14 protein-coding genes are annotated in these 15,020 nt (G+C 66.0%); 7 read left to right on the top strand and 7 right to left on the bottom strand.

Going from position 1 to position 15,020, the window contains the following annotated elements:
• The 5 genes from ACYCAX_RS25040 to aptA form a co-directional block, all read right to left on the bottom strand.
• Positions 1 to 191, bottom strand: a 191-nt coding sequence (locus tag ACYCAX_RS25040; RefSeq protein WP_460249100.1) for a hypothetical protein, incomplete at its 3' end; no start/stop codon positions are given.
• 39 nt (positions 192 to 230) lie between these two features.
• Positions 231 to 1,268, bottom strand: a complete 1,038-nt coding sequence (locus ACYCAX_RS25035) for an extracellular solute-binding protein (protein ID WP_294978294.1) — start codon at positions 1,266 to 1,268, stop codon at positions 231 to 233.
• Positions 1,269 to 1,474: 206 nt separating this feature from the next.
• Positions 1,475 to 2,971, bottom strand: a complete 1,497-nt coding sequence (locus ACYCAX_RS25030; RefSeq protein ID WP_460249099.1) for a CoA-acylating methylmalonate-semialdehyde dehydrogenase — start codon at positions 2,969 to 2,971, stop codon at positions 1,475 to 1,477.
• 170 nt (positions 2,972 to 3,141) lie between these two features.
• Positions 3,142 to 3,435 carry a cupin domain-containing protein gene (locus ACYCAX_RS25025; RefSeq protein ID WP_015474920.1) on the bottom strand — a complete coding sequence of 98 codons (294 nt, stop codon included), beginning with the start codon at positions 3,433 to 3,435 and terminating at the stop codon, positions 3,142 to 3,144.
• Positions 3,436 to 4,782: an omega-aminotransferase AptA gene (gene aptA, locus ACYCAX_RS25020; RefSeq protein WP_460249098.1), complete on the bottom strand. Its 1,347-nt coding sequence runs from the start codon at positions 4,780 to 4,782 to the stop codon at positions 3,436 to 3,438.
• 137 nt (positions 4,783 to 4,919) lie between these two features.
• Here aptA and ACYCAX_RS25015 point away from each other — a divergent pair, with 137 nt between their 5' ends.
• The 6 genes from ACYCAX_RS25015 (at position 4,920) to argE (ending at position 10,894) form a co-directional block, all read left to right on the top strand.
• Positions 4,920 to 5,840 (top strand): LysR family transcriptional regulator, encoded by a 921-nt coding sequence (locus ACYCAX_RS25015; RefSeq protein WP_460249097.1) that lies wholly within the window; start codon positions 4,920 to 4,922, stop codon positions 5,838 to 5,840.
• A gap of 236 nt (positions 5,841 to 6,076) precedes the next feature.
• The gene (locus tag ACYCAX_RS25010; protein WP_294978303.1) at positions 6,077 to 6,766 is read left to right on the top strand and encodes an NYN domain-containing protein; all 690 of its coding nucleotides are present in this window, start codon (positions 6,077 to 6,079) and stop codon (positions 6,764 to 6,766) included.
• Between the two features lie 239 nt (positions 6,767 to 7,005).
• Complete coding sequence (locus tag ACYCAX_RS25005) at positions 7,006 to 8,334, top strand: flavin-containing monooxygenase (RefSeq protein WP_294978306.1); 1,329 nt, start codon at positions 7,006 to 7,008, stop codon at positions 8,332 to 8,334.
• A 3-nt stretch (positions 8,335 to 8,337) separates the two neighbouring features.
• Positions 8,338 to 8,748 carry a RidA family protein gene (locus tag ACYCAX_RS25000; RefSeq protein ID WP_015474916.1) on the top strand — a complete coding sequence of 137 codons (411 nt, stop codon included), beginning with the start codon at positions 8,338 to 8,340 and terminating at the stop codon, positions 8,746 to 8,748.
• Positions 8,749 to 8,955: 207 nt separating this feature from the next.
• Complete coding sequence (locus ACYCAX_RS24995; RefSeq protein WP_294978310.1) at positions 8,956 to 9,630, top strand: DUF1028 domain-containing protein; 675 nt, start codon at positions 8,956 to 8,958, stop codon at positions 9,628 to 9,630.
• 112 nt (positions 9,631 to 9,742) lie between these two features.
• The gene (gene argE, locus ACYCAX_RS24990) at positions 9,743 to 10,894 is read left to right on the top strand and encodes an acetylornithine deacetylase (RefSeq protein WP_460249096.1); all 1,152 of its coding nucleotides are present in this window, start codon (positions 9,743 to 9,745) and stop codon (positions 10,892 to 10,894) included.
• Between the two features lie 258 nt (positions 10,895 to 11,152).
• On the opposite strand, the gene ACYCAX_RS24985 is transcribed toward argE, so the two are convergent.
• Together ACYCAX_RS24985 and ACYCAX_RS24980 are read right to left on the bottom strand one after the other, a co-directional pair.
• Positions 11,153 to 11,797 carry an HAD family hydrolase gene (locus ACYCAX_RS24985; RefSeq protein ID WP_015474913.1) on the bottom strand — a complete coding sequence of 215 codons (645 nt, stop codon included), beginning with the start codon at positions 11,795 to 11,797 and terminating at the stop codon, positions 11,153 to 11,155.
• An 86-nt stretch (positions 11,798 to 11,883) separates the two neighbouring features.
• Positions 11,884 to 13,020, bottom strand: a complete 1,137-nt coding sequence (locus ACYCAX_RS24980; RefSeq protein ID WP_460249095.1) for a hypothetical protein — start codon at positions 13,018 to 13,020, stop codon at positions 11,884 to 11,886.
• A gap of 338 nt (positions 13,021 to 13,358) precedes the next feature.
• Here ACYCAX_RS24980 and ACYCAX_RS24975 point away from each other — a divergent pair, with 338 nt between their 5' ends.
• A complete protein-coding gene (locus ACYCAX_RS24975; protein ID WP_460249094.1) occupies positions 13,359 to 14,981 on the top strand; it encodes an inorganic phosphate transporter in 1,623 nt (540 codons plus the stop codon).
• Positions 14,982 to 15,020 lie beyond the last annotated feature (39 nt).

Here is a 15,020-nt window from a genome sequence, read left to right as displayed (position 1 = left end):
TCGGTGTTGGGCGGTTCGCGAGCAAGCTCGCTCCTACAGGTGTTCATCCTGCAGCGTAAGTGCAGCGGCTGATGGCTGCGTGCCGCGGATGATAGAACCCAGGCATTGAGCAGCATGGGTATCGCTTCGCTCCCCCCATCACCTGATCCAAGAATGAAAAGGCCGGTCATTCGACCGGCCTTTTCATTCACCCCAGGTCCTGCCTGGGAAGGCCTGACGGCCCTATGACCTTACCGCGCCGCCCAGGCGTTGAAGCGCTGCTCCAGTTGCTCGCCATGATCGGTCCAGAAGGTCACATCCACCGGAATCTGCTGCTCGATGTTCTGCGGCGCGGTGGGGAGTTCAGCCACGCGCTGGGCGTCCAGCAGCTCCATCCCCTTGAGGTTGGCGGCGCCGTAGTCGATGTGCTGGGAGAAGCTCTTCTGCTGCTCGGGTGCGAGGGTGTAGCCGATGAACTGGCGGGTCATGTCCTGCTGTGGCGCGCCCTTGGGGATGGCCCAGGAGTCGAACTCATAGATGCCGCCGTTCCACACGATGTCCAGGCCGTACTGCTGGCGCTGCTGGGCGGAGAGGCGGCCGTTGTAGACCGAGCTCATGACCACGTCGCCGGCGGCGAGGAATTGCGGCGGCTGGGCACCGGCCTCCCACCACTGGATGTGGGGTTTGATCTGGTCGAGCTTGGCGAAGGCGCGGTCCTGCCCCTGCGGGGTGGCGAGCACCTGGTAGACCTCGGCGGGCTTCACGCCGTCGGCGAGCAGGGCGAACTCCAGGGTGGACTTGGCCAGCTTGCGCAGGCCGCGCTTGCCGGGGAATTTCTCGACGTCCCAGAAATCGCTCCAGCTGGTCGGCGCGCTGGCGAGTTTGTTGCGGTTGTAGGCGAGCACCGTGGAGTAGACCAGGAAACCGATGCCGCAAGGCTGGATCGCACCAGGCACGAAGTCTTCCTGCTTGAGGCCGATCTGCCCCGGGTCGAGCTCTTCGAACATGCCCTCGTCGCAGCCACGGGCCAGTTCGGCGCCTTCCACTTCGACGACGTTCCAGGCGACGCTGCCGGTGGCGACCATCGCTTTGATCTTGGCCATTTCACCGTTGTATTCGCCGGACACCAGGCGGTTGCCGCTGTTCTGCTGCCAGGGCTTGTAGAAGGCCTTGACCTGGGCGTCCTTGTTGGCGCCGCCAAAGGACACGACGGTGAGGTCGCCAGCGAACGACTGGCTGGTGGCGGCGAGAGCGATCGCCAGGGAGGTGCGCTTGAGGATCTTGATCATTATTGTTGTCTCCACGTTGCAGGGTGTTGCGTCCATTACGTTCGGGGTGCCGGCGGGCCGGCGCTCGATGCCTACAGTGGTTGGTCGCTTGCTTGTCGTGGGCGCGACCAGGGCCCCCGGCGATGCACGGATCGCCGTGTGTGCGGTATCAGGATGCGGAAAGAAAAAAGGCATGGTCGGTAGCGACCATGCCTTTTTCGTCAGCCTCAGCCGTTGCTGGGGAAGGCGAACTGCGCGGCTTCGTGCGACTTGCGCTGCGGCCAACGCTGGGTGATGGCCTTGCGCTTGGTGTAGAAGCGCACGCCGTCCGGGCCGTAGGCGTGGAGGTCGCCGAACAGCGAACGCTTCCAGCCGCCGAAGCTGTGGTAGGCCACCGGTACCGGCAGCGGGACGTTGACGCCGACCATGCCGACTTCGATCTCGTCGCAGAACAGGCGGGCCGCTTCACCGTCGCGGGTGAAGATGCAGGTGCCGTTGCCGTATTCGTGGTCGTTGATCAGCTGCATGGCTTCTTCCAGGCTGTTCACGCGCACGATGCAGAGCACCGGGCCGAAGATTTCTTCCTGGTAGATGGTCATGTCCGGGGTCACCTTGTCGAACAGGGTGCCGCCGATGAAGAAGCCGTTCTCGTGACCGGCAACCTTGAAGTTGCGGCCGTCGACCAGCAACTGCGCGCCTTGCTCGACGCCGGCGTCGATGTAGCCGGTGACCTTGGCCTGCGCCGCGCCGGTAACCAGCGGGCCCATGTCGAGGCCGCAGTTGGTGCCGGCACCGATCTTCAGGGCCTTGATCTGCGGAACGATCTTCTCGACCAGCGCATCGGCGATCTGGTCGCCCACGCAAACGGCCACGGAGATGGCCATGCAGCGCTCGCCGCAGGAGCCGTAGGCCGCGCCCATCAGGGCGCTGACGGCGTTGTCCAGGTCGCAGTCGGGCATCAGCACGGCGTGGTTCTTGGCGCCGCCCAGGGCCTGCACGCGCTTGCCGCGCTTGGTGCCTTCGGAATAGATGTACTCGGCGATCGGGGTCGAGCCGACGAAGCTCAGGGCCTTGACTTCCGGGGCCTCGATCAGCGCGTCCACGGCTTCCTTGTCGCCGTGCACGACGTTCAGCACGCCCTTGGGCAGGCCGGCTTCTTCGAACAGTTCGGCGATCAGCAGGGTGGAGCTCGGGTCACGCTCGGACGGCTTGAGGATGAAGGTGTTGCCGCAGGCGATGGCCAGCGGGTACATCCACAGCGGAACCATCGCCGGGAAGTTGAACGGGGTGATGCCGGCAACCACGCCGATGGGCTGGAAGTCGCTCCAGGCGTCGATGTTCGGGCCGACGTTGCGGCTGTACTCGCCCTTGAGGATTTCCGGGGCGGCGCAGGCGTATTCGACGTTCTCGATGCCGCGCTTGAGTTCACCGGCGGCGTCTTCGAGGGTCTTGCCGTGTTCTTCGCTGATCAGCTGGACGATGCGCTTCTCGTTGGCTTCCAGCAGTTGCTTGAAGCGGAACAGGACCTGGGCACGCTTGGCCGGCGGGGTGTTGCGCCAGGCCGGGAAGGCGGCCTTGGCGGCGTCGATGGCCTGCTGGATGGTTTCGCGGCTGGCCAGGGGGACCTTGCGCACGGCTTCGCCGGTGGACGGGTTGAAGACGTCGGCGCTACGGCCGGTGTCGGCGATCAGTTCGCCGCCGATCAGGTGCTTGACGGTGCTCATGTGCTGTCTCTTCTCGCTGAAAGTGTGGGGCGGGATGCTTTCAGGCGTCCCTCACCCCAAGCCCTCTCCCAGAGGGAGAGGGAATTTAGTCGGTGGCGGGCAGCGGGGCCCGCCGGGACGGCCACTCTAAGGCGACGGCTCCGGCGCTGCCTGCTTGCGTGCCCGCGCGCTTACGGTTGCTTGAGCTCGATCTCGATGAAGGCCACTTCGTGATCGCAGGGATTGATCACGTTGTGTTCGGTACCGATCTGGCGGGTGTAGCTCTGGCCCAGGACCAGCGGCGCGCGCCGCTCGCCTTCGGGGGTTTCCAGCAGCAGCTCGCCATTGGTCACCGGGACCACGACGTACTCCATGCCGTGGCGGTGCCAGCCGGTCTCGGCACCAGGGGCGAAGCGCCACTCGGTGACCAGGACCTTGTCGTTGTCGATCTGTACCGTCGGCACGGCCTGCGGACGCTGGCTCACTTACGCCACCCCGTTGAGTGCGTCGCCCACGGCGCTGAACAGGCGGTCCAGGTCCTCGGGCTTGGCGTTGAAGGTCGGGCCGAACTGCAGGGTGTCGCCGCCGAAGCGCACGTAGAAGCCTTCTTTCCACAGCTTCATGCTGGCTTCGAACGGACGCACGATGGCGTCGCCGTCACGGCCGGCAATCTGGATCGCGCCGGCCAGGCCGCAGTTGCGGATGTCGATGACGTTCTTCGCGCCCTTCAGGCCGTGGATGGCCTTCTCGAAGTACGGCGCCAGCTCGGCGGATTGCTGGATGAGGCTTTCCTTCTCCAGCAGGTCCAGCGCGGCGATGCCGGCGGCACAGGCGACCGGGTGCGCGGAGTAGGTGTAGCCGTGGCCGAACTCGACGGCGTATTCCGGCAGGTTCTGGCCCATGAAGGTGTCGTAGATTTCGCTGCTGGCGATCACCGCGCCCATCGGGATGGCGCCGTTGGTGACCTGCTTGGCGACGTTCATGATGTCCGGGGTCACGCCGAAGTATTCGGCGCCGGTGGCCTTGCCCATGCGACCGAAGGCGGTGATCACTTCGTCGAAGATCAACAGGATGTTGTGCTGGTCGCAGATTTCGCGCAGGCGCTGCAGGTAGCCCTTCGGCGGCACCAGCACGCCGGCGGAACCGGACATCGGCTCGACGATGACGGCGGCGATGTTGGAGGCGTCATGCAGTTCGATCAGCTTGAGCAGTTCGTTGGCCAGCTCGACGCCACCGGTCTCGGCCATGCCTCTGGTGAACGCCAGGTGCGGCTGCAGGGTGTGCGGCAGGTGGTCGACATCCATCAGCTGGCCGAACATCTTGCGGTTGCCGCCGATGCCGCCCAGGGCGGTGCCGGCGACGTTCACGCCGTGGTAGCCGCGGGCGCGGCCGATCAGCTTGGTCTTCTGCGCCTGGCCTTTGATGCGCCAGTAGGCACGGGCCATCTTGATGGCGGTGTCGGCGCACTCGGAACCCGAGCCGGTGAAGAACACGTGGTTCAGGTTGCCGGGGGTCATCCGGGCGATCTTCTCGGCCAGCTTGAAGGACAGCGGATGGCCGTACTGGAAGCCCGGGGAGTAGTCGAGGGTGGTCAACTGCCTGGACACCGCGTCGGCGATTTCCTTGCGCGAGTGACCGGCGCCGCAGGTCCACAGGCCGGACAGGCTGTCGTAGATCCTGCGGCCCTTGTCGTCGACCAGGTAGCTGCCCTCGGCGCCGACGATGATGCGCGGGTCCTTGTGGAAATTGCGGTTGGCGCTGAAGGGCATCCAGTGAGCCTTCAGGTTCAGTTCGCTGGCCACTGACGGGGTGACGTTCACGTGCTGGTTCATGGAGCTGGTCCTCGACGACAGTCTTGTTGGGCGCGCAGGCCGCGTCGTGCCTGCTGCGATGGTTCAAGATTGGGCCTGACTTAACGTGAGTTAAAGCCTATTCTTCTCACGTTCAGTTTCGAATTGGTAAAACTAAAATGGCAAAATCCCGCGCCCCCTCCCTGGGCCAGGTCAGCGACTTCGAGATCCGCCTGCTGCGCATCTTCAAAACCATAGTCGAGTGCGGCAGCTTCTCGGCCGCGGAAAGCACGCTGGGCATCAGCCGCTCGGCCATCAGCCTGCACATGGGCGACCTGGAGAAACGCCTGGGCATGCGCCTGTGCCAGCGCGGCCGGGCGGGCTTCGCCATGACCGACGAGGGCCGCGAGGTGTACCGCGCCACCCAGTCGCTGCTGGCGGCGCTGGAGGGTTTCCGGGCGGAGGTCAACGAGCTGCACCAGCACCTGCGCGGCGCGCTGAACATCGGCATCATCAACAACCTGGTGACCCTGCCGCAGATGCGCATCACCCACGCCCTGCGCGCGCTGAAGGCCAGCGGGCCGGGGGTGCGGATCAACATCGGCATGACCACGCCCAACGAGATCGAGCTGGGTGTGCTCGACGGCCGCCTGCACGTGGGCGTGGTGCCGCTGATCAGTCCGCTGTCGGGGCTGGAGTATTCGGCGCTGTACGAGGAGCGTTCGCTGCTGTACTGCAGCCGCGAGCACCCGCTGTTCGAGCGCGACGACGCGAGCATCGCGGTGGAGGAGGTCCATGCCTGCGACGCCGTGGCGCCGAGCTACCGGATCCCCGCCGAGGCGCAGGAACGGCACCAGGAGCTGCGCGGCGGCGCCAGTGCGTCGGACCGCGAGGGCATGGCCTTCCTGATCCTCACCGGCAGCTACATCGGCTACCTGCCCGACCACTACGCCGCCGACTGGGTCGCCCAGGGGCGCATGCGCCCGCTGCGCCCGGAGCGCTTCCACTACGACATCCCACTGACCGTGGTAACCCGCAAGGGCCGCCGGCCGAACCTGGTGCTGGAGCGATTCCTCGAGGCGGTGGCGGAGAGCCGATAGATTAAGAGCTAAAAAAGTACGATAGGTCTTCACTTTTAAGAAACAACAGGTAAACTGGGCCGCGAAGCGGCCCAGTTTACCTGTTGCATGGAGAACTTCCAGTTGACACATTCCTCATGTGTTAGCTACCATCGGCCTCACGACTCAACCCCGTACGCAGTGATTAAGTTCACTGGCTGTTGGGGTGAAGAAACCGGCCACTGGCCGGTTTTTTCGTTTCTAGGGATTGGAAATTCGTGCGCACCGCCTTTTTTGTCGATGGCTACAACCTCTTTTATGGACTGCTTGCAGGCACAGAGTTTAAGTGGCTTGACCTCCCCGGCTTGCTTCAGCACGTGCTGCGAGTTCAAGAGCCACAAGCTTTTGCATCCCAAATCCATTACTTCACCTCGGGCGTAAAGCCCGATCTCGCCTCACGCGGCGTGCTTTCCAAGCAGGCTCAGGACACCTACATAAGAGCGCTCAAAGCACAGGGTGTAAACGTCCATTTCGGTCGACATCGCCTGGAGCCCGGCCGGGCGCCCCGCTTCGTCAACAAACAAACGCCAGCCTCCAGAGCGGATCAGGTCGATATCTGGCAGCTGGAGGAGAAGGAAACCGATGTCCACCTCGCCATTAGCATGTATCGGCTGGCGACGAAGCAGGCCAACGCCCCTGCGGGAGAATGCATCGATCAGATCGTGCTGGTCTCGGCAGATACCGACATGGCGCCTGCGCTGAGGGCACTGCGTGAGGATTTCCCGACACTGCGGATCGGCGTGATATTGCCCCACCGCGAGGGCATTAAACGCGAACCACCGGGCTCCTTGCTGGAATGCGCCCACTGGACCCGCCGCCTGATCACCATCGAAGAGCTTAACGCCCATCAATTCCCGCCGCGGGTCCCAACCCGCAAGAAGCCTGCCTGCAAGCCCGAATACTGGTGACGGACTATCACCAGTAATTTCTGCCTATCCAATTTGTCGCCCCAACCACCAAAAATCCTATACCCCCACCCTTTCCGCCCCGCATGCCCCGTGGCTTGCGGGCCGACAGCTTTTCCCTAGCCAGCGACTACAAAAAACATAATTTCGCTATTGCCAGCCTCTGAACAGAATGCGCCCAAGCACCACGCTACCAGCCGCAACAAGCAGAACAACGAGATCAGAGTCAGAGGAAGCAAGCCATGACCGAGCTGAATCCGAACGCCTTCGCCAAGAAGTCGCTCGAAAACCTGGAAATCGATACGCTGGTCGTTGGCGCCGGTCAGGCCGGCGTGGCCATGAGCGAGCACCTGACCGCCCTGGGCGTGCCGCACATCGTGCTGGAGAAGAGCCGCATCGCCGAAGCCTGGCGCACCGGCCGCTGGGATTCGCTGGTGGCCAACGGCCCGGCGTGGCACGACCGCTTCCCGAACATGGAATTCCCGGTCGGCCCGGACGACTTCCCGCACAAGGAGCAGGTGGCCGATTACTTCGTCGCCTACGCCAAGCAGTTCGACGCGCCGATCCGTACCGGTGTGGAAGTGCAGAAGGTCACCCGCAACGAAGGCCGCCCCGGTTTCACCGTGGAAACCTCCGAGGGCACCCTCCAGGCCCTGCGCATCGTCTCCGCCACCGGCCCGTTCCAGCGCCCGGTGATCCCGGCCATCGCGCCGAAGACCGAGAGCCTGCAGCAGATCCACTCGGCCCAGTACTACAACCCGCAGCAGTTGCCCGAAGGCGCCGTGCTGGTGGTGGGCGCCGGCTCTTCCGGCGTGCAGATCGCCGACGAGCTGAACCGCGCCGGCAAGAAAGTCTTCCTCTCCGTGGGCGCCCATGACCGTCCGCCACGCTCCTACCGCAACCGCGACTTCGTCTGGTGGCTGGGCGTGCTCGGCCTGTGGGACGCCGAGGAAGTGCAGCCGGGCCGCGAGCACGTGACCATCGCCGTGAGCGGTGCCCGTGGCGGCGAAACCATCGACTTCCGCCGCCTGGCCAACGAGGGCATCACCCTGGTCGGCCTGACCAGGACCTTCGCTGACGGCAAGGTGAGCTTCCAGGACGACCTGCTGAAGAACCTGCAAGCCGGCGACGAGAACTATCTCGGCCTGCTGGACGCCGCCGATGCCTACATCGAGCGCAACGGCCTGGACCTGCCTGAAGAGCCCGAGGCCCGCAAGGTCTTCGCGGACGCCGAGTGCATTCGTAATCCGATCCTCGAGCTGGACCTCGCCGAAGCGGGCATCACCTCGATCATCTGGGCCACCGGCTATGCCGTGGACTTCAACTGGCTGCAGGTGGACGCCTTCGACGACAAGGGCAAGCCCAAGCACCAGCGTGGCGTGTCCCGCGAGCCGGGCGTGTACTTCGTCGGCCTGCCGTGGCTGTCGCGCCGGGGTTCCACCTTCATCTGGGGTGTCTGGCACGACGCCAAGCACGTGGCCGGCCACATCGCCACCCAGCGCAAATACGTCGAATACCAGGACGCTTCGCAACGCGAAGCCTCCGTACCCAAAGCCGCTTCCTGGGAGTAAGAGATGCCTACCCACACTCGCATCCGAATGTTCAACACCAAGGACACCTACCCGAACCAGACCCTGGACAACGACCTCTGCCAGGCCGTGCGCGCCGGCAACACCGTGTACGTACGCGGCCAGGTCGGGACCGACTTCGAGGGCAACCTGGTAGGGCTGGGCGACCCGCGTGCCCAGGCCGAGCAGGCGATGAAGAACGTCAAGCAACTGCTGGAAGAAGCCGGCAGCGACCTGTCGCACATCGTCAAGACCACCACCTACCTGATCGACCCGCGCTACCGCGAGCCGGTGTACCAGGAAGTCGGCAAGTGGCTGAAGGGCGTGTTCCCGATCTCCACCGGCCTGGTGGTGTCGGCCCTGGGCCAGCCGCAATGGCTGATGGAAATCGACGTCATCGCGGTGATCCCGGACTGAAAGCGACTGCGCCAGGCCAGGCTGCGTTGGGAGTGGCCGGGAAAATGCTCATTTGCCACAGCAAACTCCGCCTTTCCCGTCCATCCCCGTCTCTTGCCTGGCCGTCGCTCGCAACACTTTCGCAGTACCGCGATGAAGCGGCGACGCGGGGATTTCCCTGCCTCGCCGTTTCGTCGTTCACGACACAAGGTTGATTAAGGAGCTCCCATGACCTTTTCCATCGTTGGACGCTGCGCCGAGACCGGCCAGCTGGGTATCGCCATCAGCTCCTCGAGCATTGCCGTGGGCGCCCGTTGCCCCTGGGTTCGCGCCGGCGTCGGCGCGGTGGCCACGCAGAACGTCACCCTGCCGGCCCTCGGCCCGCAGATCCTCGACCTGCTGGAAACCGGCCTGGAGCCGGGCGCGGCGCTGGACAAGGCGCTGTCGAGCAACGGCTACAGCCAGTACCGCCAGGTGACCGTGATCGACCAGCACGGCAAGGTCGCGCTGTTCACCGGCAGCCAGGCGCTGGGCGTGAACCACGCGGTGGCCGGCGAGAACTGCGTGGCGGCGGGCAACCTGCTGTCCTCCACCTCGATCATGGACGCCATGACCCGCGCCTTCGAGCAGGCCGACGGCTGTCTGGCCGAGCGCCTGCTGGCCGCCATGCAGGCGGCGATGGCCGCCGGCGGCGAAGCCGGCCCGGTGCATTCGGCGGCGATGAAGGTGGTGGGCGACCTGGTCTGGCCGATCGTCGACCTGCGCGTAGACTGGGCCGACGAGGCGCCGATCGATGAGCTGGAAAAGCTCTGGGTGGCCTACAAGCCGCAACTGGAGGACTACCTGACCCGCGCCCTCGACCCAACCAAGGCGCCGAGCTACGGCGTGCCGGGCGACGAGTAAGACCACGTACTTGTAGGAGCGAGCTTGCTCGCGAACAGCCTCCGCTGCGGGGGCCAGGTTCGCGAGCAAGCTCGCTCCTACAGAAAAGCGCTCTTTCATGCAGGACCCGACCATGCCCACCAGCCGCGAAATCCTCGCCGACCTGATCGCCTTCGACACCGTCAACCGCAACTCCAACCTGGCGCTGATCCACTACATCCGCGACTACCTCGCAGGCTTTGGCATCGCCTGCGAGCTGTTCCACGATGCCGAAGGCGGCAAGGCCAATCTCTACGCCACGCTGGGTCCGCAGGATCGCGGCGGGGTGTGCCTGTCCGGCCACACCGACGTGGTGCCGACCGATGGCCAGCCGTGGACCGTCCCGCCGTTCGAGCTGACCGAGCGCGACGGCCGCCTCTACGGCCGTGGCACGGCGGACATGAAAGGCTACATCGCCTGCGTGCTGGCGGCGGTGCCGGCGTTCCTCGCCCGGCCGCTGCGCCTGCCGGTGCACCTGGCCTTCTCCTACGACGAGGAAGTCGGCTGCCTCGGCGTACGCTCGCTGATCGCCGCGCTGGAGCAGCGCGAGCACAAGCCGATGGTCTGCATCATCGGCGAACCCACCGAACTCAAGCCGGTGCTCGGCCACAAGGGCAAGCTGGCGATGCGCTGCAACGTACACGGCGCCGCCTGCCACTCGGCCTATGCGCCGCAGGGCGTGAACGCCATCGAGTACGCGGCGCAGCTGATCGGCCGCCTCGGCGAGATCGGCACCCGCCTGGCGGAGCCTGCGCGCCACGACCCGCGCTTCGACCCGCCCTACTCCACCGTGCAGACCGGAGTGATCAGCGGCGGCCGCGCGCTGAACATCGTCCCCGCCGAATGCCAGTTCGATTTCGAAGTGCGCGCGCTGCCCAGCGACGACCCGCAACAGGTCGCCGATGACCTGCGCGAGTATGCCGAAGCCGAGCTGCTGCCGAAGATGCGCGCGGTGAAGGCCGAGGCGGACATCCGCTTCACCCCGCTGTCCGCCTACCCGGCGCTGGCGACCGACCCGCAGACCGAAGCGGCCGAGCTGATCGCCCTGCTCAGCGGCTCCCGCGAGTTCTCCACCGTGGCCTATGGCACCGAGGGCGGGCTGTTCGACCAGGTCGGCATTCCCACCGTGGTCTGCGGCCCGGGCAGCATGGACCAGGGGCACAAGCCGGACGAGTTCGTCAGCCTGGAGCAGTTGGCCAAGTGCGATGCAATGATGGGGCGGCTGGCGGAGTGGCTGCGCGGCTGAGGTCGGCCAACCCGTAGGAGCGGACTCCGCCCGCGATTGCTATCCAGCGGCACCGGCCTACCGGCCGGATCGCGGATGAATCCGCTCCTACGGGAACAAGAGCCCCCTCACCCTCTCCCGCCAGCGGGAAAGGGTGAGGGCATGCCCCGACGCGGGGTTTCAGACACGGTTCGCGAGCAAGCTCGCTCCTACAAAGAGCAGCCTGCAGTGGACCTGTAGGAGCGAGCTTGCTCGCGAACCAACCCCGGCCGGGGAGTATCAGGCAAACGCCGCCCGCAGCTCGTCCATGCTCGCGAAATAATGCGCCGGACCTTCCGCCAGCAGCTCTTCACGGCTGCCGAAGCCGTAGCCGACACCGGCGGCGGACAAACCATTGCGATGCGCGCCGATCAGGTCGTGCTTGCGGTCGCCGATCATCAGCGTCTGCCCAAGGTCCAGCTGCTCGATATCCAGCAGGTGCTCGATCAGCTCGACCTTGTTGGTGCGCGTGCCATCCAGCTCGCTGCCGTAGATCACCTTGAAATGCCGGGCGAAGTCGAAGTGCCGGGCGATCTCGGCGGCGAACACCGTCGGCTTGCTGGTGCAGATGTACAGGGTGCGGCCCTGGCCGCCGAGCAGTTGCAGCAGCTCGCCGACGCCGTCGAACACCTTGTTCTCGTAAAGTCCGGTGTCCTGGAAGCGCACGCGGTAGTGGTTCACCGCCTCCCAGGCGCGCGCCTCGTCGAAGTCATAGGTGCTCATGAAGCACTGCAGCAGCGGCGGGCCGATGAAGTGTTCGAGCTGGCGCAGGTCGGGCTCGTCGATGCCGAGCTGGGCGAGGGCGTACTGGATCGAACGGGTAATGCCCTCACGCGGGTCGGTGAGGGTGCCGTCGAGGTCGAAAAGGATGTTCTGGTAATGCATGGGATCAGCGTCCGGCCACGAAAGTCGGGCGGCAAGGATACTGCGCCTGGCCTTGCGCGCGAAGCGTCACGCGCCGAACGTCATGCTCAGGGTGCGTAGCCCTGGCCCTGGCGCAGCACGCGAATACCGCCGCCGGCATCGATGGGCGGGGCTGGCGCGGCGCCGAAGGACTGCACGTCGGTCGCCTCCTCGTCCTCCTCCGGTTGCGACAGCTGGCCCGTCAGGCTTTGCTGGACACGTCCGCCGAGGTAGTCGACCCCCGCCATCACCCCGCCCTGCCGGTCATGCATCAGCGCCAGCCACTGCTCGTCGAAGGCGGCGTTGATCTCCTTGCGCAGCTGGCTTTCCACCTCGGGCCGGTCATGGTCGTTGCTGCTCAGGCTGAACAGGGTGAAGGCCACCGAGATGATCGAGCCGGCGACCTTGCCGGCGGCACTGGCGACCACCCCGGCGATGCTGCGGTTCCTGAGTTCGTTGACCAGCTTGGCGCTGGTGCGCTGGGCCACCGGGGACACCCCGGTGACTCTGGTGCCGGCGCCCGCCTTGCCCGCCGCCTTGCGGATCTCCTGCATCAGCGCGGCGAAGGCCGGCAACTGGCCGACATCCTTGGCGCGCACCACGTCATACAGCGAGGCGTCGCGCCCCGAGGGCGGGCCGAGGGTGATCGCCGGAATCCCCTTCAGGTGTTCGTCGAAGACCTTCTGCGGAACGCCACGGCGCTGGGGAATCGCATCGAGGGCTTCCACCAGCGCGCCGATATAACGGCGCGCGGCGGTCTCCATGATGGAGTCGGGATCGAGTTCCTTCGCCACCGGCACCAGCACCTGCTGGTGGTACTCGTCCTGCAGGTAGACCGCCAGGCGATCCACCGTGGGGTCGAGATCGCCCTTGGCCTGCATCTTGTACCAGGCGACCTTCATGCCCAGCCATTGCTGCGTCCAGTAGCTGGAAAACCAGGGGATGAACTGGCTGTCGGTGCGCTGGTAGACCAGGTCCATCCAGTGCTCCATAGCGCCTTCGGCGTAGGCGCGGGCCTGGGTGGTGGCGGAGAGCGAGGCGGCGCCGATGTCGGCGTCCACCTGCCGCCAGGTGCTTTCGCTGATGGGGGCGACAGGCTCGGGCGCGCGATGGGAACAACCGGCCAGCGCCAGCAGCAGCAACGCGAGGACACCGCGCCGCCGCCAGGGCGGCCAGATGGCGCTGGAGAAACACAGACTGTTCATGGCCGCTCGCCGGCTCGACGGCATCCGAAGGACCTGCCGCCCGCTCCTGACCCCGGCCGGGCACACGCTGGCGTCCGGTCATCCAGGCTTCAGTATAAGGCCGCGACTGGGCGCCAGCGGGCCGTCCGGCGGTTGCCCGCGAATGGCGCCGGCCCCGCCGGGCGGGCGAAAACGCGATAACGCCGGCCTGCCCGGCACCCGGCCGCCGCCGGGAATGCATCGCCGATTGACCTGCGTAGACTCCAACCGTCCACAGGGCGGCTAGTCTGTAGCGCATCCCTGCAAGGAATCCGCCGTGACCCGCACCCCACTCATGCCCCGGAGGGAGCGCCACTACCGTGCTTGACCGCTATGGCCTGCTGGAAGTGATGCGCGCCTCGCGCCTGACCCAGTTCCCGATCAGCCCCGTACTGCGCGAAACCCACGACTTCAAGGGTCGCCTGACCTTTTTCCTGTTGTTGGCCGGCGCCCTGGTGTTCACCTTCGTCAGCCTCGGCCAGGACATCCGCGCCAGCGGCACCTTGCTGCAACCGGGCTGGCCGATGCTGATCCTGGCCGTCGCGCTGCTGGTGGCGCTGGGCTTCGAGTTCATCAACGGCTTCCACGACACCGCCAACGCCGTGGCCACGGTGATCTACACCAACGCCCTGCCGCCGCGTTTCGCGGTGGCCTGGTCGGGGCTGTGGAATTTCCTCGGCGTGCTGTTCTCCAGCGGCGCGGTGGCCTTCGCCATCGTCTCGCTGCTGCCGCTGGACCTGTTGCTGGAAGTGAACAGCAGCGCGGGCCTGGCAATGATCTTCGCCCTGTTGATCGCCTCGATCCTGTGGAACCTCGGTACCTGGTGGCTGGGGCTGCCCGTCTCCTCGTCGCACACGCTGATCGGCTCCATCGTCGGCGTCGGCCTGGCCCACGGCGCGATGGCCGGGCACCTGGGCCTCTCCGGCGGCGCCTGGTCGCAGTTGCTGACGGTGGGCTATGCGCTGCTGCTCTCGCCAGTGGTCGGCTTCTTCAGCGCCTTCGTGCTGCTGCGGGCGATGAGCGCGGGCATCCGCAATCGCACGCTGTTCCGCTCGCCCGAAGGGCGCACACCACCACCCTGGTGGATTCGCGGGCTGCTGATCGTCACCTGCACCGGCGTCTCCTTCGCCCACGGTTCGAACGACGGGCAGAAAGGCATCGGCCTGATCATGCTCATCCTGATCGCCACCGTTCCCCTGGCGTTCGCCGTGGATCGCAGCTACTCCCCGGAACAGACCCACCAGCTGTTGAACCTGGCACAAGCCAGCCAGGCCCAGTTGCAGCACGCCGGCGGTACCGTCAGCGACGATCCCCGCCAGGTCCTGCTGTCCTATCAGGAGGACCAGCACGTCGGGCCGGACCTGCTGCCGTCGCTGGCCATCGTCGTCGGCGACGTCGCCGCGCGCCTGCAACAGCACGGCGAGATCGCCAGGGTTCCCGGCGACGAAGTCCAGGCCCTGCGTAACGACCTGTACCTGAGCCTGGAAACCATCCGCCTGCTGGATCACAGCCAGCAGCACGTCGACCTGGAAACCTGGAGCACCCTGCAGGCACTGCGCGCCGAGGGCGAGCAGACGATCCGCTTCATTCCCGTGTGGGTGAAGGTCGCCGTCGCCCTGGCGCTGGGCCTGGGCACCCTGGTGGGCTGGCGGCGCATCGTCACCACCGTGGGCGAAGGCATCGGCAAGGCGCCGCTGACCTACGCCCAGGGCGCCGCCGCACAGTTGGTGGCGATGCTCACCATCGGCGCCGCCGACGGCTTCGGCCTGCCGGTGTCCACCACCCATGTGCTGTCTTCCGGGGTGGCGGGCACGATGGCCGCCAGCGGCAGCGGCCTGCAGTGGCCGACCATCCGCAACATGCTGCTGGCCTGGGTGCTCACCCTGCCGGCGGCCATCGGACTGGCGGCGGGGTTGTACTGGGTGTTTGCACGGGTGCTTTGATTCACTTGCGGACCAACAAGGATGTACACCTGTAGGACC

The organism is Pseudomonas sp. MT3, assembly GCF_054720805.1.
Note: the sequence above shows the minus strand (reverse complement) of the source record. Positions and strands in the feature narration are given on the sequence as shown.

Excerpts from the sequence above, each read along its gene's own strand:
- ACYCAX_RS25005 (WP_294978306.1), top strand. The coding sequence starts at position 7,006 with ATGACCGAGCTGAATCCGAACGCCTTCGCCAAGAAGTCGCTCGAAAAC.
- ACYCAX_RS25035 (WP_294978294.1), bottom strand. The coding sequence starts at position 1,268 with ATGATCAAGATCCTCAAGCGCACCTCCCTGGCGATCGCTCTCGCCGCC.
- ACYCAX_RS25030 (WP_460249099.1), bottom strand. The coding sequence starts at position 2,971 with ATGAGCACCGTCAAGCACCTGATCGGCGGCGAACTGATCGCCGACACC.
- argE (WP_460249096.1), top strand. The coding sequence starts at position 9,743 with ATGCCCACCAGCCGCGAAATCCTCGCCGACCTGATCGCCTTCGACACC.
- ACYCAX_RS25015 (WP_460249097.1), top strand. The coding sequence starts at position 4,920 with ATGGCAAAATCCCGCGCCCCCTCCCTGGGCCAGGTCAGCGACTTCGAG.
- aptA (WP_460249098.1), bottom strand. The coding sequence starts at position 4,782 with ATGAACCAGCACGTGAACGTCACCCCGTCAGTGGCCAGCGAACTGAAC.
- ACYCAX_RS25000 (WP_015474916.1), top strand. The coding sequence starts at position 8,338 with ATGCCTACCCACACTCGCATCCGAATGTTCAACACCAAGGACACCTAC.
- ACYCAX_RS24985 (WP_015474913.1), bottom strand. The coding sequence starts at position 11,797 with ATGCATTACCAGAACATCCTTTTCGACCTCGACGGCACCCTCACCGAC.
- ACYCAX_RS24995 (WP_294978310.1), top strand. The coding sequence starts at position 8,956 with ATGACCTTTTCCATCGTTGGACGCTGCGCCGAGACCGGCCAGCTGGGT.
- ACYCAX_RS24980 (WP_460249095.1), bottom strand. The coding sequence starts at position 13,020 with ATGAACAGTCTGTGTTTCTCCAGCGCCATCTGGCCGCCCTGGCGGCGG.